This window comes from Silanimonas sp. (assembly GCF_027530345.1).
In the GTDB taxonomy this organism is placed as follows: domain Bacteria; phylum Pseudomonadota; class Gammaproteobacteria; order Xanthomonadales; family Xanthomonadaceae; genus Silanimonas.
This window is the reverse complement of the sequence record NZ_JAPZQK010000009.1, coordinates 41,027-66,468: the sequence shown is the minus strand read 5'-3', so window position 1 is coordinate 66,468 and position 25,442 is coordinate 41,027. Positions and strand designations below refer to the sequence as shown.

Sequence of the window (25,442 nt, the reverse complement as noted above, 5' to 3'; positions counted from 1 at the left end):
AAGGCCCTCATCCGAAGCGCCGCGAGCGCGATTCGATGAAGAAGCTGGTGCGTTTGCGCGGCTGCAGGTAGTCGAAGGCCGCACGCGGCAGGGCCATCGGCTTGATGGCCCGCTGGATCGAGAGCTCCGGATGCTCCGCCAGCGGCACGATGAGCGCATCCTCGGGCCGCACGGCCGGGTCGTGGATCAGCACCTTCGGCTTCATCGCGTTGGCTGGGTCGACCGCGACCGACAGCGCGAAGCGGCCATCGGAGAGGTGCAGCACAGAGCCGGGCGGGTAGATGCCCATCATCCGCACGAAGGCGTTCAGCGCGGCAGGGTCGAACTTCTCCTTCGTCTTCCGGTAGACCGCGGCGATCGCGTCATGCGGCGTCAGCGCGTGGATCGGGTTCGGCGGATTGCACAGGTTGTCGTAGTGGTTCACGAGCGCGACGACGCGCGCGGCGGGGTGGATGGCCTCGCCCTTCAGTGCCTGCGGATACCCGCTGCCGTCGCTGGCCTCGTGATGCTGGGCAACGATGGCGGCCGCGGCCTCGCCGAGGCCCATGCGCTCGGCCAGGGTGCGGCTGTGCTCGACGTGGCTCTGGAACATGCGACGTTCCGTCGGGTTCGGCGAATCGGCCTTGCCACGCATCACATCGGGCAACTCGATCTTGCCCACGTCATGCAGCAGCGCGCCGAGGCCAATCGCCTCGACGAGTTCGCCATCGAGGCCCATCGCCCGGCCCAGCAGCACCGAGAGCACCGAGACGTTGATGGCGTGCAGCGCGGTTTCCTGCCCGGATTTTTCGGAGAGCAGCCGGATGGCGACGTCCTGTTCCTGCTGCACCGCGCGGACCATGCCGCCGACCTCGGTCTCGGCGATGGCACGCGCCTCCTCGGGCTGCGCACGGACGTTCTGCAGCACGTTGCGGAAGGCCTTCGAGACGGCGCTGAACCGGCGTTCGCAGCGATCGAGGCTCTGCCGCTGGGCGTCGAGCGCGTCGGTCGGTGGTGCCGTCGCGGGCTCGTCGTCGAACCCCGACACGCGGGGGCCGTGCGCCAATCCTTCCCCCTCGATGCGGTCCGGTTCGGGCACCGCGACGATCTCGATACCGCCGCCCGATGCCGCGCCCGGCAGGGCCGGCGGATCGTCGTCAGGCATCGAGGTCCCGACGGGGTCGGGCGCGGGCTCAGGCTCGGGCAAGGGCGCCACCTCGCTGCGCGCCGGTTCATGCCAGACATGGCTCACGCCCACCTGCGCGAAGGTGGCGATCTGCGCCTCGCTGCGCAGCAGGAAGCCGGTGCCGGGGACGTTCTCCATCGACACCCACAACCCCACCCGCAGGCGCTCGACCGCGATCCGCTCCATGCCCTCTCCCGACTTGTCTGCGATGGCACCAGTGTGCCCCGTCAGCCCACGGCCGGGCAGCGGCCTCGGGTAAAATCCGGCGTCTCTCCGGGAGCACCCCCATGCATCTGAACCATGTCCGCGCCGTCGTCACTGGCGGCGCTTCCGGCCTCGGCTTCGCCGTGGCGAGATTTCTGGTGGCGAACGGCGGCAAGGTCGCCCTGTTCGACGTCAACGCCGAGCGCGGCGCGGCCGCCGTGGCCGAGCTCGGCGCCAGCAACGCGCACTTCTTCCGCACCGACGTCAGCGACGAGGCCGGCGTGGCGGCCAACGTGCAGGCGGCGAAGGACGCCCTGGGCGGCCTGAACGCGGCGATCAACTGCGCCGGCATCCTCGGGGCGGGCCGCGTGCTCGGCAAGGAAGGCGCGATGCCGCTTTCGACCTTCGCCACCACGGTGATGGTGAACCTCGTCGGCAGCTTCAACGTCGCCAAGGCCGCGGCGGCGCTGATGCAGGGCAACGAGCCGGGCGAGGACGGCGAGCGCGGCGTCATCGTCAACACCGCGTCCGTCGCCGCCTACGAGGGCCAGATCGGTCAGGCCGCCTACGCGGCCAGCAAGGGCGGCGTGGTCGGCATGACCCTGCCGATGGCCCGCGAATTCGCCCGCATCGGCGTTCGCGTCATGACCATCGCGCCGGGTGTGTTCCACACCCCGATGGTCGATGGCATGCCCGAGGCCGTGTACCAGAGCCTCTGCGCCCAGGTGCCCTACCCCTCGCGCCTCGGCAAGCCGGAGGAGTTCGCGGAAACCGTGGGCTTCATCCTCCAGACCCGCTACCTCAACGGCGAAACCATCCGCATCGATGGCGCCATCCGCATGCAGCCGAAGTAAGGGCATTCCATGAAGGCTTTCGAGATCAAGAAAGGCAACGTCGTCGAGCACAACAACGGCGTCTGGCAGATCCGCGACATCGAGCGGAGCTCTCCGCAAGCGCGCGGTGGCAACGTCACCTTCCGCTTCACGATGTATTCGGTGCCCGGTGGCACCAAGCTGGACCTCTCGCTCCGCGCCGACGACGAACTGAAGGAAGTCGACCTGGTGCGCCGCGCGGCCAGCTTCTCGTACAAGGACGGCGAGGCCTTCGTGTTCCTCGACGACGAGGACTTCACCCCCTACACGCTCGACCCGGACGCGATCGGCGAGGCCGCGGGCTACATCACCGACGGCCTCACCGGCTGCTACATCCAGACCATCGACGACGCGCCGGTGGCGCTGCAGTTGCCGGCCACGGTCACGCTGGAAGTCGTCGATACGCCGCCGGAAATGAAGGGCGGCACGGCCACCAAGCGCCCGAAGCCGGCGCGCTTGAGCACCGGCATCGAGATCATGGTCCCGGAGTACATCAGCAACGGCGAGAAGGTGCTGATCAACACCGCGACCGGCGAGTTCTCAGGCCGCGCCTGAGCCTGAGCGGGCCAACCAGCGCGCCGCCATCCGCCGGATCGACGGTTCGAGCGTCCCGTCGACGGCGAGTTCGTCGATGCGGCGCCAGGCGGCGGCTCGGGATTCGCGGTTGATCTGGGGCGTCTCGTCGCTGGTGCAGCGCACCACGAAACGGACGTCCCAGTGCGAGTGTTCCGGCTCCGCGCCGCGGGCCGGGATGCCGTGGCGGTCGAGGTCGAAGATGCCGCTCTCGACGACCAGCCCCGGCAAGCCGGTTTCCTCCTCGGCCTCGCGCAAGGCGACGGCCGCGAGGTCAATCTCGCCGTCAGCATGGCCGCCCGGCTGGAGCCAGCGGTCGAGTTTGGCGTGGTGGAGCAGCAGCGCCCGCGCACCGTCGGCGGACACCACGAAGGCGGAGCCGGTGAAGTGCCCCGCGAGGTGCGCTCGGGTGAAGACGTCGGGCGCAACGGCCGCGAATCCGGCGAAATCGTCCACCAATGAGCGATGTTCGGGACAGGTCTGCGCATATCGCCTCAGGCTGTCGATGAATTCGGCGATCTTCGGGTCCATCGCACCATTATCGCCGACGTGAAGGGAATGTATTGCCGCCCCGTGACCGCCCCGGGTATGGTTTGCCGTTGCCCGCGTTCCAGGGGAATCGGGCGGCGACACTCCAGCTTGTTCCACACCGCACCACCCAGGGGATCTCGGGATGCTCAACCAATTGTTTGCCATCAAGCCGGTGGACGCGAACGCCTTCGCGAACAGCGGCCTCAAGCGCGTGCTCGGCGCACGCCAGCTGTTCCTGCTCGGTATCGGCGCGATCATCGGCGCGGGCATCTTCGTGATGACGGGTACCGCAGCGGCGAACTATGCCGGCCCCGGCGTGATGCTGAGCTTCGTGATGGCCGGCCTTGCCTGCGCCTTCGCCGGCCTGTGCTATGCCGAGTTCGCGGCGATGATGCCGGTGTCCGGCTCGGCCTACTCCTACACCTACAGCACGATGGGCGAAGTGGTCGCCTGGTTCATCGGGTGGAACCTCGTCCTCGAGTACCTGTTCGCCGCCTCCACGGTGGCCGTGGGCTGGTCGGGTTACCTCAACAGCTTCCTCTCGACCTTCGGGATGGCCTTCCCCGACGCGCTCTCCCAGGCCCCTTACACCTTCGTCGCCGAGACCAAGAGCTTCGTCAGCACCGGCGCCACGCTGAACCTTCCGGCCGTTCTGATCGTCGCGGCCATCAGCGCGCTCTGCTACCGCGGCATCACCCAGAGCGCCTGGGTAAACGCGCTGATCGTGTTCATCAAGGTCACCGTGATCGTGCTGTTCCTGGGCTTCGCCTTCCAGTTCATCAACCCTGAGAACTGGAACGCCTGCGCGGCCGTCGCCAAGAGCAGCGGCCTGCTCAGCGCCGAACTCGCGGCCAAGCTGGTCGCGGCCTGCGCCACCGACCCGAGCGCGATCGCCCTGATCCCGCCGACCGTCGAAACCGCCGGCCACGCCCAGTACGGCATGGACGGCGTCATCCGCGGCGCGGCCGTGGTGTTCTTCGCCTACATCGGCTTCGACGCCGTCTCGACCGCCGCCGGCGAAGCCAAGAACCCGCAGCGCGACATGCCGATCGGCATCCTCGGCTCGCTGGTGTTCTGCACCATCCTCTACATCGCGATGGCCGCCACGATGACGGGCCTGCTGCCCTTCACCGAGCTGGGCACCTCGAAGCCGATCGCCACGGCGATGCAGGCTTACCCGCAGTTGGAGTGGCTGAAGCACATCGTCGAGATCGGCGCCATCGCCGGCCTGAGCTCGGTGATCCTCGTCATGCTCATGGGCCAGCCGCGCATCTTCTACGCGATGGCGCAAGACGGCCTGCTGCCCAAGGCCTTCGAGAAGGTGCACCCGACCTACGGCACGCCCTACATCGGCACCATCATCGTCGGCATCTTCGCGGCCATCATGGCCGGCTTCCTGCCGCTGAGCTTCCTCGGCGACCTCGTCTCGATGGGCACCCTGCTCGCCTTCGCCACCGTCTCGGCCGGCGTCCTCATCCTGCGCTACACGCGTCCGGAGCTGGACCGCCCGTTCCGCGTGTGGGGCGTGTGGCTGGTGGTGCCGATCGCCGTGATCTCGTGCCTGTACCTGTTCATCCAGCCGTTCGCCGACCATTGGCAGGTGATGACGGGCTGGACCGTGCTCGGCTTCCTGATCTACTTCTTCTATGGCTTCCGCAACAGCAAGCTGCGCAAGGTCTGACGGAGCAGCACCGCGATGACTGACGCTCGCAAGATCGGGCCGGTGTTGGCCACCTTCGTGGTGGCCAACAACATGATCGGCTCGGGGTTCTTCCTGCTGCCGGCCACGCTGGCGACGCAGGGCGGCGTGACCGCCCTGAGCTGGCTGGCCTGCACGGTCATCGCGGCCTTCCTCGGCGGGGCGTTCTCGCGCCTCGCCCGCGATTACCCCAACCTCGAATCGCCGGACGACTACGTGCGTCCGGCGCTCGGCCGCGACATGGGCTTCCTCGCCACCGCGCTGTACTGGCTGAGCTCGTGGATCGGCAACAACGCCATCGCCGTCGCGGCCTTCGGCTACCTCGTCACCCTGCTGCCGCTCGACGGCGGCAACTCGACGGTGCAGCTGTTCGGCCAGCTGGTGCTGATCTGGACGATGTTCGCCATCAACCTGTTCGGTCCGCGTGGCGTGGCCCGCTTCCAGTCGATGTGCGTGATCTTCGGCCTGCTGCCGGTCGCAGCGGTGTTGCTGGGCGGCTGGGGCCGCTTCGACGGCGAACTGTTCCTGTCGGCCTGGAATACCAGCGGCGAAGCCTGGAACGTCGGCGACAACGGCGTACCGAACCCGCAGTCCGACCTGGCGCTGATGTTCTCGGCCCTCGCCCCGGTGTTCTGGGCCTTCGTCGGGCTGGAGACCGGCGCGATGGTCGCCGGCATCGTCCGCGATCCGGAAAAGAACGTGCCGCGCGCGACGCTGGCCGGCATCGGCATTGCCGGCACGGTCTACCTCGTCTCGTCCGTGCTGGTGATGGGCATCGTGCCTGCGCAGGAACTTGCTGCGTCGAGCGCCCCGTTCGCCCTGGTGGCCGGACAGATTTTCGGTGCTTGGGCGGTGCCGATGATCGCCGCCGCCGCCGCGCTGAAGGCCACCGGCACGCTGGGCGGCTGGATGCTCGTTTCCGGCGAGTCCGGTGCTCGCGCCGCGCAGCGCGGCTACCTGCCGCGCATCTTCGGCGTGCTGCGCCCGAACGGCGCCGCGGGCTGGGGCCTGTTCGCGGTGGCCCTCGGCATGAGTGCCATCGCTTTCATCACCATCAGCGACACGGTGGCGTCGCAGTTCGGCGACATCGTGGGAATGGTCGTGCTGCTGGTGGTCCTCGCCTATGCGGCGGCGGGCCTGAGCCTGCTGCTGGGAACGCCCACGCGGCGTCCCTCGGGCGGCGACCGGCTACTCGGCATCGGCGCCCTGCTCGCCTGCGCACTGCTGATCCTGTCTTCGCCGCCGAAGATGGCTGCCGGTGCGGCGCTGATCGCCCTGCTGGCCTGGGGCGGCTTCCGCCTGTTCGGATCGCGAACCGCGCCGACGCCCTGATCGGTCGGCGGCAACGCCAGCCCACGAAAACGGCGCGGATTTCCGCGCCGCTCTTGTTTTCCGTCTCCGCCCGTGAGACGTCACGCGCCTAGAATGGCGGCGTATGGACGACGCATCGATGAACCTCGGGATCCTCTCCACCCTGCTGGTGCTGCTCGTGGCCGCCTGCGCGGTGGCGATCGGGCTGTGGCGCCGCCGCCGGGCGCTGGAAGAGCGCGCGGCGCAACTGGAGGCACAGCTCGGCGAGCAGCAGGCGCGCATTGACGGCCTGTTGCGCGATGCGGCCCGCCTCCCGGACATGGAGCGGCGCGTGGCGGAAGCCGAGTCCTCGCTGCGCGGCCTGCGCGACGACCTGACCACCGCCGCCGCACGCGAGGCCGGCGCGCTCGCGCAGCTCGACGCCGCCCGCGCCGCGCAGGCGAAGGCCGAGGGGGCCGCCACGGACGCGAGCACCCGGGTGGAAGTGGCACAGCGCGAGGCCCGCGAGCTGTCGTCCTCGCTGGCGAGGGCCGCGGCGGAACGCGACGCCGCGATCGCCTCGCGCGAGCAGGCCAAGGCCTTCCTCGAGGACGCGCAGGCCAAGCTCAGCACCGCCTTCATCGAAGTGGCCAGCAAGGTGTTTGACGAAAAGGCCGTTGCCCTGGACCGCAAGATCGGCGATTCCGCGGTCGCCTCGAAGGTGGGCCTCGAGTCCGCGCTGACGCCCTTCGCGACGAAGCTCAACGAGTTCCAGGCCGAGCTTCGGAAGCTGGGCACCGACCAGACCGCGACGGTGCACACGCTACGCGGCTCGATCGAGCAGCTCCAGCAGCTCAACCAGCGGATGGCGACCTCGACCGACGACCTCGCGCGGGCGCTGAAGGGCAATGCGAAGACGCGCGGCGACTGGGGCGAGATGATCCTCGACACCGTGCTCAAGGCTTCGGGCCTCGAGGAAGGCCGCAATTACGTCAAGCAGAACAGCGCACGCGACGAGGACAGTGGCAGCCTGCTGCGCCCCGACGTGCTGGTGCACCTCCCGGACGACCGCCAGGTGGTCGTCGACGCCAAGGTGAACCTCGTGGCCTGGGCCGAAGCCTGCAACGCCGAGACCCCGGCCGCACACCAGGAGGCCCTGGCGCGACACACCACCGCGCTGCGCGGCCACATGCGCGACCTCGCCGAAAAGAACTACCCGAAGGCGATGGGCGGGAAGTCGCTCGACCTCACCGTGATGTTCGTGCCGATCGAGGGGGCGCTGGCCGCCGCACTCGAATTCAATCCGGGCCTGCAGGCCGAGGCCTTCGAGCGCAAGGTCGTGTTCGTCTCACCGAACACGCTGATGGCCATGTTGCGTGTCGTCGAACGGCTGTGGACGCGCGACAAGCTGCAGCGCCAGGTCGGCATCATTGGCGACGAGGCCGGCAAGCTGCTCGACGCGCTGTCGTCCTTCATCACGGACTTCGACGAGATCGAAGCCAAGCTCGATGCCGGCCAGAAGGCGTTCAAGACGGCGCGGAATCGCCTGTCGGAGTCGCCGCAATCGGTCGTCGCGCGCGCCCGTCGCCTTGTCGAGGCCGGCGCCAAAGGCAAGCGACCGCTCCACGAGGACCTCTTGCCGGTGGCCGGCGCGGACACCGGCGCGTTGCCGCTGCTCGACAGCCCGCCGGACGCCTCCTGAGGGGCGAGATCCGGGGGAACCCCGTCCGCCACCGCGGACGGGGCGGATCGATCAGGCTTTCTTCGCCCAAGCCGCGCACCAGCCCTTCGGCTCGACGCTGAAGCCGGCGAACAGGGTGCAGCCCTGGTTGGCGGCTGTATAGAACTGGCAGTTCAGGCAGTTGCTGCCCGGCTTGAAGCTGGCGTGCGTGGTCTTCGTCGCGTCTTCGATGTAGGCCAGCGCCTTGCCTTGCGGATGGTCGAGCGGGAGACGCGGAAGGGCCTGCGCCTGGGCCTCTGGAATGGCAAGGCGGGCGGCGAAGGGCGCGGCCAGGGCGACGGCGCCCAGCTGCAGGAAACGACGGCGGTTCGGGGTATCCAAGGGGCTCTCCCAGTGGGTTGGCGACCGCCACGGTAGCCGCCTTCGCGTCGCCGGCATTTGACGATCCGCAAGCCCATTGGCGAATGCTTCGCATCGCGAATGGCCCATTCACCCGGCGCACCCTAAACTTCGCCCATGAGCGCCCTGCCCTACGACCCCCACCGTCTCGCCGACGCCGCCGGTAGCCTGATCACGAACTGCCGTGAGCTGGCCCACCTCGGACTCACCCCGGCCACGAGCAGCAACTTCTCGCAGCGCCTCGACGCGCAGCACTGCGCGATCACCGTGTCGGGCCGCGACAAGGGCCGCTTGGTGCAGGACGACATCATGGTCGTCGACTTCGACGGCCGCCCGGTCGCGACGGAGAAGCGCCCCTCGGCCGAGACGCTGCTGCACACGCAGCTCTACCGCCGCTTCGCCGACGTCGGCTGCATCCTGCACACGCACTCGAAGACGCAGACGATCGCCTCGCGCCTGTTCGCGAAGCAGGGCCATATCACCTTCGAGGGCTACGAGCTGCAGAAGGCCTTCCGCGGCAACGACACCCACGAAGGCGCCGTGCGCGTGCCCGTGCTGCCGAACTCGCAGGACATGCCGGCGCTGGCCGCGATGGTGGAGGCCGAACTCGATCGCGGCCCGCTGTGGGGCTATCTGATCGAAGGCCACGGCCTGTACGCGTGGGGCCGCGACATGGCCGAAGCCCGCCGCCACCTCGACGCCTTCGAATTCCTCCTTTCCTGCGAACTCGAGCTCCGGAGACTGCACGCATGAGCCGCATCCGCCTGTTCAACGACACCGACCCGTCCACCGTGCTGCTCGAGACCCGCGAGCACAGCGCCATCGCCGCGGAGCTCGCGAAGATCGGCGTGCGCTTCGAGCAGTGGGCCGCCAATGCCCCGGTGCAGCCCGGCGCCTCGCAGGACGAGGTGATCGCCGCGTACAAGGGCGACATCGATCGCCTGATGGCCGAGGGCGGCTACAAGGCCGTCGACGTGATCAGCCTGACGGCCGACCACCCGCAGAAGGACGCGCTGCGCCAGAAGTTCCTCAACGAGCACACGCACAGCGAGGACGAGGTGCGCTTCTTCGTCGCGGGCTCGGGCCTGTTCACCCTGCACGTGGGCGGCAAGGTCTACGAGATCCTGTGCGAGGCCGGCGACCTGATCGGCGTACCGGACGGCACGACGCACTGGTTCGATATGGGCCCGGAGCCGTTCTTCATCGCCATCCGCCTTTTCACCAACGTCGAAGGCTGGGTGGCGAACTTCACCGGCAGCGACATCGCCCAGCGCTTCCCGCGCTTCGAACGCGGCGAGGCCTTGGCTTGAACACGACCCCCACCGTCATCCTCACCGACATCGAAGGCACGACGAGCAGCATCGCCTTCGTCAAGGACGTGCTGTTCCCCTACGCGCGCGCGGCGCTGCCCGGCTTCGTGGAAGCCCGTCGGCACGAGCCGGAGATCCGCCGCTGGCTCGATGCCGTGGCGCTGGAGATCGGCCACCCGCACCAGGACTCGCGCGACGAGGCCGCGGTGCAGCAGCTGCTCGCCTGGATCGACGAGGACCGCAAGCACACGGCCTTGAAGGCGATCCAGGGCCAGCTCTGGGCCGAGGGCTACGCGCTGGGCGAGTACCGGGCGCACGTCTACGCCGACGCGGGCGACGCGCTGAAGCGCTGGAAGGCCGCGGGCCACGATCTCTACGTGTACAGCTCGGGCTCGGTTCCGGCGCAGAAGCTGTTCTTCGGCCACAGCGACGTCGGCGACCTGACGCCCCTGTTCTCCGGCTATTTCGACACCGAGATCGGCGGCAAGCGCGAAGTCGGCAGCTACCGCCACATCGCCGCCGACATCGGCGTCGCGCCCTCGCACATCCTCTTCCTCTCCGACATCGTCGAGGAACTGGACGCAGCCCGCGAGGCGGGCCTGCGCACCGCGCTGCTCGATCGCCGCGGTGATTACCCGAACTCGCGGGAGGCCGCGACGAACGGCCACCCGCGCGTGGAGAGCTTCGCCGAGATCACGCCGTAACGGCGTCCCGCGCCGGGTAGTCGGTGTAGCCCTTCGGGCCCGGCGTGTAGAGCGTCGAGAAATCCACCTCGGCCAGCGGTGCGTTGGCGCTCAGTCGCTCGACAAGATCCGGGTTGCTGATGAAGGGCCGGCCGAACACGATCACGTCGCCACGGCCCGCGGCGATGGCTTCGGCGGCGGACACCGCGTCGAAGCCGCCGTTGAGGAACAGCGGGCCGCGGAAGTTGCGCCGCGCCGCCGCACCGACGGCCTGCTCTTCCGGCAGCGACTGGTCGCCGTGGCGGATCTCGAGGAAGCCGATGCCGCGCGCATCCAGCTCGCGCGCCACGTACTCGACCAGTGCCACCGGCTGGCCGTCGCGGATGTCGTTGTAGGCGACCAGCGGCGAGATGCGCACCGAGACGCGGCCGGCGCCGATCTCGGCCGATACCGCATCGACGATTTCCAGCAGCAGGCGAGCGCGGTTCTCAATGGAGCCGCCGTAGCCGTCAGTGCGGTCGTTGACGCTGTCGCGCAGGAACTGGTCGACCAGGTAGCCGTGCGCGCCGTGGATCTGCACGCCGTCGAAGCCGGCGCGGATCGCGCGCTTGGCCCCCTCCACGAACAGGTCGACGATGCCCGGGAGCTCGGTCACGTCGAGGCGGCGCGGCACTTCGTAGGGCTTCGGCCCCTCGGGCGTGTGGATGGTGTCGCCCTGGATGGCGCGGTCGCTGCTGGACACCGGCTGGCGGCCTCCGTCGAGCAGGGAGTGGGCGGCGCGGCCCGGATGCCAGATCTGGAGTTGGATGCGGCCGCCCTTCGCATGCACGGCGTCGGTCACGCGCTTCCAACCGTCCACGCAGGCCTCGTCGAAGATGCCCGGCTCGCCGGTGAAGGCGCTGGCGTCGGAAGAGACCATCGTCGCCTCGGCAATCAGCAGGCCGGCGCTGGCCCGCTGCGCGTAGTACTCGGCCATCAGGGCATTGGGGATGTGCGTGCGGCCGGCACGGGCGCGGGTCAGCGGCGCCATGGCGATGCGATTCGGCAGGGCAAGGGTGCCGGCGGTGGTCGGGGTGAACAGGGGGCTCATGGAGGTTCCACGGGTTGGGGATGCCGAGGTGCGGGCGGCGAGGCCGGCTCCCAAGCGCTGGCGAGCCGCCGCGGACGGAACGCAGCGTTTCGCCGCCGGCTGCCACCACTTTTCACACGGCCGTGCACCGGGCCGGAAGGCGGCCCCGATAAACTGTGAGGGAACGCACACTCGGATCACGGACGTCCCCGGTGACACGCATCGTCTCCACCCTGCCCTTCCACAAGTCCCTGCGCTGGTCGTCCAGCGTCGAGACCGTTTCGGCGTCGTCAGGGAGCCGCCCTGGTGTTTGGCGCCGGGTCTGGGCGCGGGCGGGCGTCCCCGACCCCTCGGTGATCACGCGGCTCCTCCGCCGCGCTGCGGCAGCCGACGCGGTGCTGATCAATGGCGGCGAACGGGCCGACCTGGTTTACCTGGCCCTCGCGGCCCTGTGCCCGTGGATCACCGCACCGCACCTGATCGTCGACGCGCACTGGCAGCCGGGCCGGACCGCCCTGCACCGCTGGGCGCAACGCCTGCCCCTGTGGCTGGGCCGTCGCCTGCTCGCCGAAGTCCAACCCCATTCGCGCGAAGAGATCCCGCTCTACGTGTCGGTGTTCGGGCTGCCGGAAGCCGTAGTGAAGCCGCTGCCGTGGTCGACCTCGCTCACGGGCTACGACCTGCAGCGGCAGGCTGAACCCGGCGAGGCCATCGTCACCGGCGGACACAGCTACCGCGATTACCGCACCCTGCTCGACGCGATGCGCGGCGAGCCCTGGACCCTGCGCATCGGCCTGCCGCCCTCGCCGGTGACGGCGCAGGTCAAGGCTTGGGCCGCCGACCTGCCGAACGTCGAGGTCGTCAGCGACTGGACCTTCCGGACCTACTGGCAGGCGGTGGCCGACAGCCGGGTGTTCGCCATGGCGATCACGCCCGGGCTGCAGCGCTGCACCGCGGACCAGACGATCTGCAACGCGATGGCCCTCGGCGCCATCGTCGTGGCAACCGATGCGATGTCGTCGCGGATCTACATCGAACACGGGCGCACGGGCTTCCTCGTGCCAGAAGGCGATGCGGCCGCCTGGCGGCGCACCTTGGCCGACGTCCATGCCCTGCCCCCCGAGAAGGCACGCGCGATCCGCTCGGCGGCCCAGCACGAGGCCACGACGCGGTTCAGCGAGGACGCCCGCATCGAGGAAACCCTCCGTCGCGCACGCGTGGCCGCGGCGGAATGGGCCGATCGCGGGCGCGCGCCAGGCCGGCACGACGCCTGGCAGTGGGCGAAGGCCGGCTTCGTTCTGCTGCTGGCCGCCAAAGCCAGCCTGCTGCCGATCCTGCTCTGAGCCCCGCGCCGAGCCTGCCTCAGGGCTCGACGTTGGCCAACCGATAGCGCGTGCTGCGGCGCAGCTCACCACGCCAGCGGTCGAAGACGCGCACCTCGACCTCGTGCTCGCCGGCCGGCAGGTCGGTCCGTAGCGCGCCACGCCACAGGTGCTGCGAGAGAATGGCTTCCGGCGCGCGGTCATAGCCCCGCAGGACATCGCTGCGGTCATCGTCGGCATTGATGGCCCGCAGTTCGGGGTCGGCGCGCTCGACGCGGCGCATCGGCTGCCATTCGCCACCGCCCACGCGGTACTCCACGCGCGTGTCGGCATCGCCCATCCAGACATTCGCGTAGACACCGAAGCCCGGCCACGCGCCACGGCGCAGCACTTTCGGCGCGTGCAACCCGAAGGGCGGATCGCCCGACTCGCCGGCCACGTGCCATCGCAGCGCGTAGCGACCCTCCGGTTGGACGGTGAGCGTGGCGTAGCCGTTGGGCGTGCCGTCGGCCATGCGCGTGTCGGGGATGCCGCGCACATCCTTCACCCCCGTCCAGAACGCGCCGCAGGCCGCGCCCACGTTGTACTCGTGCAAGGGCGTAGCGCCAGCGAACCCCGCCTCGGCGCCATGCCAGCGATGCTGCTGGATGTGCGTGTGGCTGGAGAGCACCAGCGTGTTGGCGCGCCGTTCCAGCAGGTCGAACAGCCGCTGCCGGTCCGCGTCGCGGAAGGAGTCGATGGCGGGATCCGGGTCGTCGTCGAACAGCGGGATGTGCATCGCCAGCACGAGCAGAGCGTCGCCAGGCACCGTCGGCAACCACGCCTCGAGGAAGCGGAACTGCGCCTCGCGCAATCCGCCGATATAGCGCGCGGGCACGCCGCTGCCGGGCTGGTGGATGACGTTGTCGAGCACGACGACCGCGAGGCCGGGCTCTTCCCAAGCGAAGGTGTCGGGGCCGAACACATGGCGGAAGCTTTCGAGCGAGGCCTCGTCGGTCGCCGCGCCATGGTCGCGATCGTGGTTGCCGCTGGCGTGCAGCCACGGAATGCGCGTCGCCGCGGTGGCGCGGGCCATCGCCGGCAGCAGGGCGAGGTTGCCGTGGACGATGTCGCCGAGCGAAACCCCGAGGCGCGCGCGCGGCAGGCGGGCTTCGTCCGCGACGATGTCGCGCTCGAAGTAGTCGACATCGGCCGTGTTCTTCGGCTGCGGATCACCGAACACGCGCATGTCGTAGGGCGGTGCCAGCGGCGCTTCGGCCAGCGCGATGTCCCAGCGGGTCGTCCCAGCAGGGCGCCAGAAATCCGGGAGGCCATCGTCGCGTGTCGGCAAGCGGTGGCCCGGCGGCTTCACCACGAACACCGGCCCCGAAGGACGCTCGAGGCGGAACCCTCCCGAGGCATCGCTGGTGACGATGCGTTCGCCGTCGGAGATCCGCACCCCGGCCAAGGGCGGCTCCCCGGCGTCGATCCGTCCATTCGCATCGCAGTCAAGGTGCACCCGGCCGACCAGGGCCGGCGGCGCACCGCAAGCTGCCGTCGCGGCGATGAGGCAGACGCCGGGGACAAGAAGGCGAAGGCGACGGCGTGTCGTGGAGGTCATCGTCGGTGGCATGGAGTGGCCGCAGCAGCCTATCGGGGCGTAATGCGGCCAACAAGCTTGCAGTGCCGCAGCGACGGGGCGTTCGAGCCGCTGGTCGCGCGCGCGGACGCCGCGCTCTAGTCGGCGAAGCGCGAGGGCCGCAACCGCGTCAACCGCTGACGCGGGCCTTGCCCTGGTGGCGCTTGGCCAGCACGCGCTCGACGTCGCCGAGGCCGAGGCCGCGCGCGCGAAGACCCACGAGCGTGTGGAACACGAGGTCGGCCGCCTCGTCGAGCACGGCCTTGTCGTCCTGCGCGACCAGCGCGAGGGCCGTCTCGACGCCCTCCTCGCCGACCTTCTGAGCGATCTTGCGCACGCCGGATTCGAACAGCGTCGTCGTGTAGCTGCCGGCGGGGCGATCGCGTTCACGCTGCTCGATGGTGGCTTCGAGTTCGGCGAGCACGCTGCCCGGCGCCTCGGGGAAGCAACTGCAGCGCTTCAGGTGGCAGGTGGGCCCATGCGGGATGGCCTGCACCAGCAGGGCGTCGGCATCGCAGTCGGTCTCGATGCTGCGGAACTCGAGCACGTCGCCGGACGTCTCGCCCTTCATCCACAGGCGGTTTTTGCTGCGGCTGAAGAAGGTGACCTTGCCACTGGCGACGGTGGCCTCGACCGCGGCGCGGTCCATGTAGCCGAGCATCAGCACGCGGCGCGTGCGCGCGTCCTGCACGATGGCCGGCAACAGGCCGCCCTGCTTCGCGAAGTCGAGGGCGTCGAGGTCGAAGGGCGCCGGGGCGCCGGGGGTGGGTTCAGTCACGTCGCACCTCGATGCCGGCCTCGGCGAGGCGGGCTCTGAGCTCAGGGATCGGCACGGTACCCGAATGGAAGACCGATGCGGCAAGCGCGGCATCGACGTCGGCCACGCGGAACGCATCAACGAAGTGTTCGATCGCGCCGGCACCGCCCGAAGCGACCAGCGGCACGCGGCAGATCGCGCGCACGGCGGCCAGCTGTTCGAGGTCGTAGCCGGTCTTGGCGCCGTCGCTGCCCATGCAGTTCAGGACGATCTCGCCGGCGCCACGCTGCTGCGCCTCGGCCACCCAATCCAGCGTGCGCCGGCCCAGGGCCTTGGTCTTCGAGGGGTCGCCGGTGTACTGGCGCACACGCCATTCGCCGTCCGCATCCTTCAGCGAGTCGACGCCGACGACCACGCACTGCACGCCGAAGGCGGCGGCCAGTTCGTCGATCAGACCGGGGCGCTCCAGCGCCGGCGAGTTCACCGACACCTTGTCGGCGCCCGCGTTGAGGATGGCCCGCGCATCGTCGACGGAGCGGATGCCGCCGGCCACGCAGAACGGGATGTCGATGATCGTCGCAACCCGCTCCACCCACGTGCGATCGACGCTGCGGCCTTCGGGGCTGGCGGTGATGTCGTAGAACACCAGCTCGTCCGCGCCCTCGTCGCGGTAGCGCAGGGCGAGTTCCTCGATGCCGCCCATGACCACATGGTCGCGGAAGCGCACGCCCTTGACGACCTGGCCGTCGCGGACGTCGAGACAGGGAATGAGCCGTCGCGCGAGCATCAGGCCGTCTCCTGCGGCCGGCCCTCGGCCGCATCCAACGCAGCCAAGGCATCGACCATCGTGAAGCGGCCGTCCAACAAGGCCTTGCCGAGAATGGCACCGCCAGCACCGGCCGCGCGGGCGCCGAGGACATCGTCGGGCGAGGCCACGCCGCCGGAGGCCTGCACCGCGACCTCAGGGAAACGCGTGGCGATCTCCCGGTAGAGGTCGAGGTTGAGGCCCGCGAGCATGCCGTCGCGCGCGATGTCGGTGCACAGCAGGTGGCGCAGGCCGGTGTCGGCATAGCGCTTGAGCAGGTCGAACAGCGCGAGGCCCGAGGCCTCGGTCCAACCATGCACCGGCAAGCGGAAAACGCCGGCATCGTCGGCGCGGGCATCGAGGGCGATGGTGATCCGATCGTTGCCGAAGCGCTCCAGCCAGCCGAGCACCCGGTTCGCCTGCCTGATGGCCAGCGAGCCGATGACGACCCGCGAGGCGCCCGCCCCGAGGATCGTCAGCACGTCAGCATCGTCGCGAACGCCACCGCCGGTCTGAACCTTCAGCGTCGTCTCGCGGCGGATCGCCTCGACGAGCGGGCCGAGCGTCCAACCCCCGGCCTTCGCGGCATCGAGGTCGACGAGATGCAGCCACTCGGCGCCGGCCTCGGCATAGCGCTTCGCGAGGGCGAGCGGGTCGTCCGCATAGCGGGTCTCGGCGTCGTAGTCGCCTTGGCGGAGACGCACGACGCGGCCTTCGCGGATGTCGATGGCGGGATAGAGGATGAAGGACACGATGACGCCTAAAGCGAAAGGAAGTTGCGGAGGAGGCGCGCGCCGGTCGCGGCGCTGCGCTCGGGGTGGCACTGCGCCCCCATGACGTGGCCACGGGCGGCGATGGCGGTGAAGGGCTGGCCGTGCGTGCTGGTGGCCAGCGCGTTCGCGTCGCCGCGATACGCGTAGCTGTGCACGAAGTAGGCATGGCGGCCGTCGAGCCCGGCCATCAGCGGGTGCGCGGCCGTCTCGGCGGAGGCCGCCTGCAGCCCGTTCCACCCCATGTGCGGCACGCGCACGCCGGGCGACTCCGGCAGGCGCTCGACGCGACCCGGCAGCAGGCCGAGGCAATCCACCTCGCCTTCGACCGAGTGCTCGAACAGCAGCTGCATGCCGACGCAGATGCCCATCAGCGGCTGCGTGAGCGTCGGGATGAGGCGATCGAGACCGTTCGCGCGCAGTCGCGCCATTGCCGGGCCCGCAGCGCCGACGCCGGGCAGCAGCACATGGGTCGCCGCGCGGATGCGCTGGGCGTCGCTGGTGACCGGCGCCTCCACGCCGAGCCGCGCGAACGCGGCCTGCACGGAACCGAGGTTGGCGCCGCCGGAATCCAGCAGCACCAGCCGGATGCGCGAGGCATCAAGGGCGGGCAACGCGCCGCTCACAGCACGCCCTTGGTGCTCGGCAAGGCCGTGCCTTCGCGACGGATCGCGAGGCGCAGCGCGCGGGCGACGACCTTGAAACAGGCCTCGACCATGTGGTGCGTGTTCTCGCCACGCACCTGCAGGTGCAGGTTCAGGCCGGCGGTTTCGCAGAGCGAGCGGAAGAAGTGCGGCACCAGTTCGGTGGCGAGGCCGCCCACCTCGGCGCGCTGAAACGCGCCTTCGAAGACGAAGTAGGGCCGGCCGGAGAAATCGACCACCGCGGAAGCGCGGGTCTCGTCCATCGGCAGCGCGAACGCGGCCCGAGCCTCGGCGCCGAAGCCGTCCACCCCGGCCGACGAAGGTTCACCGCCCTGCCCCTCGCCGCCATCGAAGCCGTAGCGGCCGATGCCGCGCTTGTCGCCCAGCGCCTGCTTCAATGCCTGGCCGATGGCCAGCGCGCAGTCCTCGACGGTGTGGTGCTCGTCGATGTGCAGGTCGCCGGCGCAGCGCACGGCCAACCCGAAGCCGCCGTGCTTGCCGAGCTGCTCCAGCATGTGGTCGAAGAAGCCGTGGCCGGTGGCGATGGCCGGCTCGCTCGCGCGGTCGAGGTCGACCTGCACGGTGATCTTCGTCTCCTTCGTCGCGCGCTCGACGGTGGCCGTGCGCGGCGAAGCGGTGAGCGCATGCGCGATGCCCGCCCAGTCGTAGTGGCCGTCCTTCAAGCGGAAACCACGCACACCGAGGTTGGTGGCGAATTGCATGTCCGTTTCGCGGTCACCGACCATCGCGCTGCTGGCGAGGTCGATGTCGCGATCACGCAGGTAGTGCATGACCATCCCGATGCCGGGCTTTCGAGTTGGCAGGTTCTCGCGCGCGAAGCTCTCGTCGATGAGCACTTCGCGGAAAGTGATGCCCTGCGATTCGAGGATCTGCAGCAGCAGGCGCTGCGGCCCCTCGAAGGTCTCGCGCGGGAAGCTCGGCGTGCCGAGGCCGTCCTGGTTGCTGACCATGACGAACTGGAAGCCGGCATCACGGAGCTTCTGCAGGGCGGCGATGCAGCCCTTCGTGAGGCGGAATTTCTGGAACGAATCGATCTGCTCGTCGGCGGGCTCGTCGATCAGCACGCCGTCGCGGTCGATGAACAGGATCTTCTGGGGCATGGCAGGGTCTCAGGCCGTCGCGGCGACGCGCGCAGGGAGGGCAGCAAGGGCGGCGAGCATCGCGTCGTTCTCCTCCGCGGTGCCGATGGTGATGCGCAGGGCATCCTTGAGCTGGGGCGCCGCGCGCTGGTCGCGCACGACGACGCCGGCGGCGAGCAGGGCCTGCATGGCGGCTTCGGCATCTGCGAAGCGCACCAGCAGGTAGTTGGCGTCGGAGGCGTAGACGGCGCGCACGCCGTCGAGCCCGCGCAGCGCTTCGGCCACGCGGCCGCGCTCTGCGACGATGCGGCCGGCGCGGCGCTTCGCCTCGTCGGCGGCCGAGGGCGATACGGCATCGAGTGCCAAGGCGACGGCCGGCGACGCCAGCGGGTACGGCGGGGCAATGGCAGCGAGCACGCGGATCAGCGCCGGATCGCCGATGGTGATGCCGAGCCGCGCGCCGGCGAGCGCATACGCCTTCGACAGCGTGCGCAGCACGACGAGGTTCGGGAAGCGCTCGCGTAGAGCGAGCGCGCCGGGCGCCTCGTTGTACTCGCCATAGGCTTCGTCGACCACGACGAGCGCGCGACCCGAAACGCCACGCAGCAGGCGCTCGAGTTCGGTGTTCGATACCGCGCCACCGGTGGGGTTCGACGGCGAGCAGACGTAGAGGATCTTGACCGGCGCCTTCGCGACCGACAGCTCCAACGCACGGAGTGCCGCATCGATGTCGAAACGGAAGCGATCGCCCTCGTCCACCAGCGGCACATCGACCACCGGCGCCCCCTGCACGCGCGCCGACACGGCGTACATGCCGAACACCGGCGGCGCGACCAGAACGGCCTCGCGTTCCGCGCGGCAGAGCGCGCGCGTCAGCAGGTCGATGCCTTCATCGCTGCCGCGCGTCATCAGCAGGCTGTCCTCGGGCACGCCGTAGAGCACAGCAAGGCGCGCCCGCAACGCCGCCGGCTGCGGCTCGGGGTAGCGGTTGAGGCCCTGCCCCGGATCGGCCGGCGAGGCCCATGGGCTCTCATTGGCATTGAGCCAGACGCGGCCCTTGAGGCCGGTCTTGCGCGCCGAGCCGTAGCCACCGAAATCGCGCAGGTCGGCGCGGACCAGATCGAGCACGTTCATGCCGAGGCCTCCAGCCGCTGCACGACGGCCTGCGCATGCGCTTCGAGCGACTCCGCGCGGGCCATCGTGACGGCACAGGGGCCGATCGCGCGAAGCCCTTCGCGGCTCACCTGCTGCACGCTGATGCTGCGCTGGAAGCTCGCCACCGACACACCACTCCACGCCCGCGCCGCGCCGCCGGTGGGCAGCACGTGGTTGGTGCCGGAGCAGTAGTCACCCAGCGATTCCGGCGCGTAGTCGCCAAGGAAGATCGAGCCGGCGCAGGTGATCTTCGGCAGCCAGGCGCGCGGTTCGCGCAGCTGCACGATCAGGTGCTCGGGACCGTAGGCGTTGCTGATCGCGAAGGCCTCGTCCAGCGTGGGTAAGACGATGAGGCGGGCAAAATCCAGCGCCTTCGTCGCGATCGCTTCGCGCGGCAGTCGTGCGACCTGCGCGCGCACCTCCGCCTCGACAGCCGCGACCTGCGCCGCGCTGTCGGTGACGAAGACCACTTGCGAATCGGGGCCGTGCTCGGCCTGCGCGAGCAGGTCGGCGGCAATGAAAGCCGGGTTGGCGCCGGCATCAGCGATGACCAGCACTTCCGAGGGGCCGGCCGGCATGTCGATGGCGGGGCCGTCGGGCAGCGCGGTGACCTGCGACTTCGCCAGCATCACCCAGGCGTTGCCGGGCCCGAACAGCTTGTCGCAGCGCGGAATGGATTCGGTGCCGAAGGCCATCGCGGCAATGGCCTGCGCGCCGCCGATCTTGAACACGCGGCGGACGCCGCACAGCCGAGCCGCCACCAGCACGGCCGAATCGGCGCTTCCGTCGGGCCGCGGCGGCGTGCACACCACCACTTCGCGGCAGCCGGCGATCTGCGAGGGCACGCCGAGCATCAGTGCGGTCGAAGGCAGCGGTGCCGAGCCGGCCGGCACGTACAGGCCGACGGTGTCGATGGCGCGCAGCACGCGGCCGCAGCGCACGCCCGGGGCGGTATCGATCTCGAACTCCATCGGCGCGCCAGCGCGGTGCCACGCGTCAAGGCGCGACTTCGCTTCGATCATCGCCGCGCGCAGCGCCGGATCGAGGCCCGCTTCGGCGGCGTCGAACTCGGCGGCGCCGACCTCGATCGAATCCAGTTCGACGTTGTCGAAGCGGCGGGTCAGCGCGCGCAGCGCGGTGTCGCCGTCGGCGCGCACCTGCGCGAGGATGCGCTGCACGGCGGCGATGCGCTCCTCGCTCGAATTCGAGGGCGGCCGCGCGAGCGCGGCGGCGCGCTCGTCAGCGGAAAGTCCGGCCCAGTCGAGGGTCTTCATGGTCGTCATCCAATCGTCGTGCTCAGGCCAGCATCTGCTCGACCGGCAGCACCATCAGGGCGCTGGCACCGGCCTTCTTCATGTCCTCGAGGCGCTGCCAGGTCACCGCCGTGCGGCACAGCGCCTGCACCGCGACGCGCGAGCCATCGCCGTCGAGCGTGGTCACCAGCGGCGCGTCCACGTCCGGCAGCAGCTTCAGCAGTTCGCCCAGCGCGGCGCGCTCGGCCTGCAGCATCAGCAGCTTCGCGGCCTTCACCGACAGCACGCCGTCGAGGCGACGCAGCAGCAGGTCGGCCAGCGCCTGGCGCTCGTCGTTGAATGGCTTCGAGGGGCCGGCGATGACCGCCTCGCTCTCGAGGATCACCGCCACTTCCTTCAGCTGGTTGGCCACCAGTGTGCCGCCGGTGGAGACGAGGTCGCAGATGGTCTCGGCCTTGCCCAAGCGCGGGGCGATCTCCACCGAGCCCGACAGCAGCACGGGTTCGGCATCGACGGCGTTGTCCTTCAGCCACTTCGCCAGCAGGGCCGGGTAGCTGGTGGCGCAGCGCAGGCCGGCGAGGCGCTGCGGGCCGGGCCACTCCCAGTCCTGCGGCACCGCCACCGACAGGCGGCAGCGGCCAAAACCGAGGCGGCGCACGACGCTGAAGGCCTCGCCCTCGCCCTTCGCGCGGCGCTCGTAGTCCTGCTCGGCCAGCACGTTCAGGCCAACGATGCCGAGATCGCAGACGCCTTCGGCAATCAGCCCGGGGATGTCGTCGTCGCGGACGAGGAGCAGGTCGATGGGCAGCGATTCGCCATAGCAAAACAGGCGGTCGCGGCTCTCGCGGAAGCTGAGGCCGGCGCGCGCGAGCAGGTCGCGGGCGGGGTCCGAGAGGCGGCCGGATTTCTGGATGGCAATGCGCAGGCGATCGTGCGTCCGCATGGTGCGGGCTCCGTGGGAAAGCGAATCGGTTTGGGGGATCAGGGCGTGTGTTCGTGGCCGGGCACGGCGAAGGCCGCGCCGGGCGACAGATGCCCGAGGCGTTCGGCGGCGAGGCGGTAGCCGCCCGCGCCGAGGGACAAGCAGCGGGCGACGCGGCCCACAGTGGTGACGCTCACGCCGGTGCGGTCGTGGATCTCGCGGTAGGCGCGCCCTTCGGCGAGTTCCGGCACGACCGCCCAGCGGTCGGCCATGGCCTCGAGCTCGGCGGGCGTGCAGAGGTCGATCAGGAAACGGCGGACCTCGTCGGGCGTCTCGAGGGCACGCAGGGCCTCGACCAGCCCGTCGAGGCGCGCACCCGCGCCGAGGCCGGCCGCCGAAGGGGCGGCGACGGAGACGGGGGAACGATCGAGGGCAGGACGGCGCTTCATGGGCACGCACTGTAATAGCGCGTTATTACATTGGTCAATAGCCCGGCAGCGATGCCCCCTCGGTCTTCACCCGGCGATCTCGACCGAAGGCCGGGGATGCGCGAGTCTGGGCACCTGAGCGGAGGCGCACCCGTGATCCACCGACGGCCCTTGGGCAAACCCTGGCAGGACGAACTGCAGCTCGATGACGGGCGGCGGCTGTGGATGCGGCCGATTCTCCCCGCCGATGCCGAGCCCTTGCGCGCGGGATTCGCGCTGCTCACCCCGGAGGAGGTGCGGATGCGCTTCCTGCACCCGCTGACGGAGCTGACGCCGAAGATGGCGCGGCGGCTGACCCACATCGATCCCCGGACGCAGTTCGCCCTGGTACTGGCCGAGCCGGAGGCCCCCGGGCAGGCGCTGGTGGGCGGCGTGGTGCGCGCCGCGATCGACACCGGCACCCGGCGCGCCGACTTCGCCATCCTGGTGATCCGCCATCTGGCCAACCAGGGTCTCGGCACACTGCTGATGAAGCAGATGCTGCGTTGGGCGAAGCTCAAGCGGCTCGATGCCGTGTACGGCGACGTGCTGCAGGAGAACACGCAGATGCTGCACCTCGCGCAGCAGCTCGGCTTCCGCCGCCTGCCCTCGGACGAACCGGGCCTCGTGCGGATCGAAAAGACGCTCTGAACCGCCGGCCCCTCGGGGCGCGGCGGGGCTGGATCAGTCCGCGACCTGGCGGATCTGCCGGAACAGCGCTTCCGCCGAGAGTCGCTTAGCGGCGCCGGTCGGACAGGCATCGACGCAGCGCGGGCCGCCCTTGATGCCGGTGCACATATCGCACTTCACGGCCTTCTTGACGACGTCGCCTTCGACTTCGGGCTTGCGTTCGCCCGGCGCCGCACCGATGCCGAGCAGCAGCCACAGCAAACCACCGCCGGGTTTCGGCGGCGCTTCCGGCGCCATCTGGATGACGCCGTAGGGGCAGTTGCGCTGGCAGTTGCCGCAGCCGATGCAGGCTTCGCTGATGGTGACTTCGCCGGCCGGACCACGACGGATCGCGTCGGGCGGGCAGTCCTTCATGCAGTGCGGGTTCTCGCAGTGGCGGCAGGCCACCGGCAGGTGCACGCGGGCGAAGGTGGCGCCGGCTTCGCGCTTCAGGCGCGAGGTGCCGCCATGCGACTCGGCGCAGGCGGTCTCGCAGTTGTTGCACTGGACGCACAGGCCCTCGTCGATGACGAGCAGGTCGGAGGCATCGCCCACGCCCTGCTTGAGCAGGAAGCGCGAGAGCGCGCTGCCGTCCTCGACGTCCTGCTCCGCGGCGATGTTCTGCTCGGTGCGCGCCTGCATGATCCCTTCCAGCGCCTTGCGAAGCGCCGGCGTCGACTGGATCTGCTTGCGGATGCCTTCGGCTTCGAACACCAGCACTTCGGTCAGCACCGAGGCCGTCACCGTCGCCGTGCGCGCACCGCCGTCGAGCATGGCCATTTCGCCGACGTAGTTGCCGGCGCTGACATACGCGAGAACGCGGTCTTCGCTCTTGATCCGCTTCGACACGGCCACCGAGCCGCGGCGGATCAGGTAGAGGCCGTCGGCGGCATCGCCTTCCTTGAACAGCACCTGCCCGGCGTTGAAGCGCTTCAGCGTGACGCCGCGGTCGATCATCGCGTCGATCACTTCGGTGCCGAGCAGCGGGCCGATGTAGTTGAACACCGCGTTGCGGACGAAGGCCTGGTCGATCTTGTCGCGCAGGCGCTCCGAGGCACTCATCAGCTTGAGCATCGTGCGGCGCGGCGTCTCGATCAGCACGCAGTTCAGGCCGGCCGACACCGTGGCGGTGCGACGGCGCCCGGAAAGCAGGCCCATCTCGCCGAAGAAGCGCCCGGCGCCGAGCACGACGGCACGACGGTTGCCCTCGTCGCCGTCGGTGTCGATCTGCACGTTGCCGCCGATGATCGACCAGAAGCTGTTGCTGTAGTCGTTCTTCTTGAAGACCACCGCGTCCTTCGGCAGCACGTGGACGGTGCTTTCCAGCAGCAGCTCGCGGCGCTGCAGCTTGGTGAGCGTTCCGAGCAAGGGGTGCCGCCCGATCTCGTCGACGACGGTCGAAGCCGCCACGCCGGGGCGCCACGCCTTCAGCCGGTCGCGCAACAGCGGCTCGTCGACCGGCTCGACCACGTCGCCATTGATCGTGTCGACGACCTCGTGGCCCTGGTTCATCGCCTGCTTGATCAGCGGGTAGCCGCCCAGCGCGCCGACGACGAACAGGCCCGGCACGTTCGACTCGTAGGTCTCGGACAGCACCGGGATGGCCGAGGGGTCCTCGTTCGGAAACTGCACGCCGAAGCCTTCGACCAGCTTGCGCGGCGGGATAGCGCCGGCACGGACGATGATGCGATGGCAGGGAATGCTCTGCTCGCCGACCTTGCCGTTGAACACGAAGCTCATCAGGGGCGGCTTCGCCCCCGGCGCGAGCTTCGGATCGGCCGGCGGGGGATCAACGCGCGCGGCGAAGGCCGAATGCCAGATGCGCACCTTGCCGGCGCGCTCCTGCGCCTGGATGGCGTCGCGGTTGGCGTCCTTGCAGACCGTGAACTCCTCCTGCCGGTTCATCAGGTGCACGGTGTTCTTCGCGATCAGGCCCATCGCGTTCTCGATGCCGGCGTCGCCGGCACCGACGACGATCACCGTCTCGCCCTCGTACTCGTCCGGGTCGGACAGCGTGTACTGGACGTTGGGATGCTCTTCGCCCGGCACGCCCATCTTCCGCACGTTGCCCTGCAGGCCGATGCCGAGGATGACGTTGCGCGTGGTGTAGCTGCTGCCGTCCTCGCAGCGCACCGTGAACGGCGCGGCCTTCGGGTCGCGGTCGATGCCGTTGACGCGCTTGCCGTGGAGGATGTGGATGCCCTGCGTGGCGAGTTCGTCGTTCCAGGTGCCGAGCACGGTCTCACGCTTGCCGGCCGCGAAGCTCATGCCGCTGCGCAGCGGCAGGAACCCGGGCTCGGCCATCACGTGCTTGCCCTTCTGGTACTTGAAGATCGTGTCCGACGGGTGCGGTGCGGCCTCCAGCAGCACGTAGCGGTTGCCGCGGGCGGCAGCACGCGAGGCGGCGGAGAGGCCGGCCGGCCCGGCACCGATGATGACGACGTCGTATTCGGCGGGGCGATCGTGAGCGCGCATGGCCATGGC

The 25,442-nt window shown here is 69.9% G+C and carries 25 protein-coding genes; 10 read left to right on the top strand and 15 right to left on the bottom strand.

The genetic code is table 11. From position 1 onward, the window contains the following. Positions 1–7: 7 nt before the first annotated feature. The gene (locus O9255_RS05990) at positions 8–1,351 is read right to left on the bottom strand and encodes an HD-GYP domain-containing protein (protein WP_297865941.1); all 1,344 of its coding nucleotides are present in this window, start codon (positions 1,349–1,351) and stop codon (positions 8–10) included. 101 nt (positions 1,352–1,452) lie between these two features. On the opposite strand from O9255_RS05990, the gene O9255_RS05985 reads away from it, so the two are divergent. Further along, positions 1,453–2,223, top strand: coding sequence for an SDR family NAD(P)-dependent oxidoreductase (locus O9255_RS05985; RefSeq protein ID WP_297865940.1), 771 nt, complete (start codon positions 1,453–1,455; stop codon positions 2,221–2,223). A 9-nt stretch (positions 2,224–2,232) separates the two neighbouring features. Next, positions 2,233–2,796 (top strand): elongation factor P-like protein YeiP, encoded by a 564-nt coding sequence (yeiP, locus tag O9255_RS05980; RefSeq protein WP_297865939.1) that lies wholly within the window; start codon positions 2,233–2,235, stop codon positions 2,794–2,796. Here the strand turns inward: yeiP and O9255_RS05975 are convergent. Next, on the bottom strand, positions 2,782–3,345 hold the full coding sequence (locus O9255_RS05975) for an NUDIX hydrolase (protein WP_297865938.1): 564 nt from the start codon (positions 3,343–3,345) through the stop codon (positions 2,782–2,784). The genes yeiP and O9255_RS05975 overlap by 15 nt on opposite strands. Positions 3,346–3,487: 142 nt before the next feature. Between O9255_RS05975 and O9255_RS05970 the strand changes: the two genes are divergently transcribed. From O9255_RS05970 to O9255_RS05960, 3 genes are all read left to right on the top strand, one after another. Further along, positions 3,488–5,026 carry an amino acid permease gene (locus O9255_RS05970; RefSeq protein WP_297865937.1) on the top strand — a complete coding sequence of 513 codons (1,539 nt, stop codon included), beginning with the start codon at positions 3,488–3,490 and terminating at the stop codon, positions 5,024–5,026. 15 nt (positions 5,027–5,041) lie between these two features. Beyond that, entirely contained in the window at positions 5,042–6,376 is a 1,335-nt protein-coding gene (locus tag O9255_RS05965) for an amino acid permease (RefSeq protein WP_297865936.1), read from the top strand. A gap of 118 nt (positions 6,377–6,494) precedes the next feature. Further along, positions 6,495–8,036, top strand: coding sequence for a DNA recombination protein RmuC (locus O9255_RS05960; RefSeq protein WP_297865935.1), 1,542 nt, complete (start codon positions 6,495–6,497; stop codon positions 8,034–8,036). Positions 8,037–8,087: 51 nt separating this feature from the next. On the opposite strand, the gene O9255_RS05955 is transcribed toward O9255_RS05960, so the two are convergent. Next, a complete protein-coding gene (locus O9255_RS05955; RefSeq protein ID WP_297865934.1) occupies positions 8,088–8,396 on the bottom strand; it encodes a high-potential iron-sulfur protein in 309 nt (102 codons plus the stop codon). 135 nt (positions 8,397–8,531) lie between these two features. Here O9255_RS05955 and O9255_RS05950 point away from each other — a divergent pair, with 135 nt between their 5' ends. The 3 genes from O9255_RS05950 to mtnC are packed head-to-tail and all read left to right on the top strand — an operon-like array spanning position 8,532 to position 10,428. Continuing rightward, positions 8,532–9,167: a methylthioribulose 1-phosphate dehydratase gene (locus O9255_RS05950; RefSeq protein ID WP_297865933.1), complete on the top strand. Its 636-nt coding sequence runs from the start codon at positions 8,532–8,534 to the stop codon at positions 9,165–9,167. Next, positions 9,164–9,724: an acireductone dioxygenase gene (locus tag O9255_RS05945; protein WP_297865932.1), complete on the top strand. Its 561-nt coding sequence runs from the start codon at positions 9,164–9,166 to the stop codon at positions 9,722–9,724. Before O9255_RS05950 ends, O9255_RS05945 begins: the two co-directional genes overlap by 4 nt. Next, positions 9,721–10,428, top strand: a complete 708-nt coding sequence (gene mtnC, locus O9255_RS05940) for an acireductone synthase (protein WP_297865931.1) — start codon at positions 9,721–9,723, stop codon at positions 10,426–10,428. Before O9255_RS05945 ends, mtnC begins: the two co-directional genes overlap by 4 nt. Here mtnC and O9255_RS05935 read toward each other — a convergent pair. Beyond that, entirely contained in the window at positions 10,418–11,497 is a 1,080-nt protein-coding gene (locus O9255_RS05935; protein ID WP_297865930.1) for an alkene reductase, read from the bottom strand. The two genes, mtnC and O9255_RS05935, sit on opposite strands and share 11 nt — an antisense overlap. 191 nt (positions 11,498–11,688) lie before the next feature. Between O9255_RS05935 and O9255_RS05930 the strand changes: the two genes are divergently transcribed. Further along, entirely contained in the window at positions 11,689–12,819 is a 1,131-nt protein-coding gene (locus O9255_RS05930; protein WP_297865929.1) for a glycosyltransferase, read from the top strand. A gap of 19 nt (positions 12,820–12,838) precedes the next feature. Here O9255_RS05930 and O9255_RS05925 read toward each other — a convergent pair whose 3' ends face one another. The 10 genes from O9255_RS05925 to O9255_RS05880 form a co-directional block, all read right to left on the bottom strand. After that, positions 12,839–14,398 (bottom strand): calcineurin-like phosphoesterase family protein, encoded by a 1,560-nt coding sequence (locus tag O9255_RS05925; RefSeq protein ID WP_297865928.1) that lies wholly within the window; start codon positions 14,396–14,398, stop codon positions 12,839–12,841. Positions 14,399–14,546: 148 nt separating this feature from the next. Beyond that, on the bottom strand, positions 14,547–15,194 hold the full coding sequence (hisIE, locus tag O9255_RS05920; RefSeq protein WP_297865927.1) for a bifunctional phosphoribosyl-AMP cyclohydrolase/phosphoribosyl-ATP diphosphatase HisIE: 648 nt from the start codon (positions 15,192–15,194) through the stop codon (positions 14,547–14,549). Next, positions 15,187–15,960: an imidazole glycerol phosphate synthase subunit HisF gene (gene hisF / locus O9255_RS05915; protein ID WP_297865926.1), complete on the bottom strand. Its 774-nt coding sequence runs from the start codon at positions 15,958–15,960 to the stop codon at positions 15,187–15,189. The genes hisIE and hisF overlap by 8 nt, the downstream gene beginning before the upstream one ends. Next, positions 15,960–16,730 (bottom strand): 1-(5-phosphoribosyl)-5-[(5-phosphoribosylamino)methylideneamino]imidazole-4-carboxamide isomerase, encoded by a 771-nt coding sequence (gene hisA, locus O9255_RS05910; RefSeq protein WP_297865925.1) that lies wholly within the window; start codon positions 16,728–16,730, stop codon positions 15,960–15,962. Before hisA ends, hisF begins: the two co-directional genes overlap by 1 nt. 8 nt (positions 16,731–16,738) lie before the next feature. Continuing rightward, positions 16,739–17,362 (bottom strand): imidazole glycerol phosphate synthase subunit HisH, encoded by a 624-nt coding sequence (gene hisH / locus O9255_RS05905; protein WP_345781361.1) that lies wholly within the window; start codon positions 17,360–17,362, stop codon positions 16,739–16,741. 8 nt (positions 17,363–17,370) lie between these two features. Next, positions 17,371–18,513, bottom strand: a complete 1,143-nt coding sequence (hisB, locus tag O9255_RS05900) for a bifunctional histidinol-phosphatase/imidazoleglycerol-phosphate dehydratase HisB (RefSeq protein ID WP_297865924.1) — start codon at positions 18,511–18,513, stop codon at positions 17,371–17,373. Positions 18,514–18,522: 9 nt separating this feature from the next. Further along, positions 18,523–19,626, bottom strand: coding sequence for a histidinol-phosphate transaminase (gene hisC, locus O9255_RS05895; protein ID WP_297865923.1), 1,104 nt, complete (start codon positions 19,624–19,626; stop codon positions 18,523–18,525). Further along, complete coding sequence (gene hisD, locus O9255_RS05890) at positions 19,623–20,921, bottom strand: histidinol dehydrogenase (protein ID WP_297865922.1); 1,299 nt, start codon at positions 20,919–20,921, stop codon at positions 19,623–19,625. The genes hisC and hisD overlap by 4 nt, the downstream gene beginning before the upstream one ends. Positions 20,922–20,943: 22 nt before the next feature. After that, positions 20,944–21,843, bottom strand: a complete 900-nt coding sequence (gene hisG, locus O9255_RS05885; RefSeq protein WP_297865921.1) for an ATP phosphoribosyltransferase — start codon at positions 21,841–21,843, stop codon at positions 20,944–20,946. Positions 21,844–21,881: 38 nt separating this feature from the next. Next, positions 21,882–22,271 (bottom strand): YerC/YecD family TrpR-related protein, encoded by a 390-nt coding sequence (locus O9255_RS05880; protein ID WP_297865920.1) that lies wholly within the window; start codon positions 22,269–22,271, stop codon positions 21,882–21,884. Positions 22,272–22,403: 132 nt separating this feature from the next. Between O9255_RS05880 and O9255_RS05875 the strand changes: the two genes are divergently transcribed. Then, on the top strand, positions 22,404–22,940 hold the full coding sequence (locus tag O9255_RS05875; RefSeq protein ID WP_297865919.1) for a GNAT family N-acetyltransferase: 537 nt from the start codon (positions 22,404–22,406) through the stop codon (positions 22,938–22,940). Between the two features lie 33 nt (positions 22,941–22,973). Here O9255_RS05875 and O9255_RS05870 read toward each other — a convergent pair whose 3' ends face one another. Then, on the bottom strand, positions 22,974–25,439 hold the full coding sequence (locus O9255_RS05870; RefSeq protein WP_297865918.1) for a cyclic nucleotide-binding domain-containing protein: 2,466 nt from the start codon (positions 25,437–25,439) through the stop codon (positions 22,974–22,976). Between the last annotated feature and the right edge of the window lie 3 nt (positions 25,440–25,442).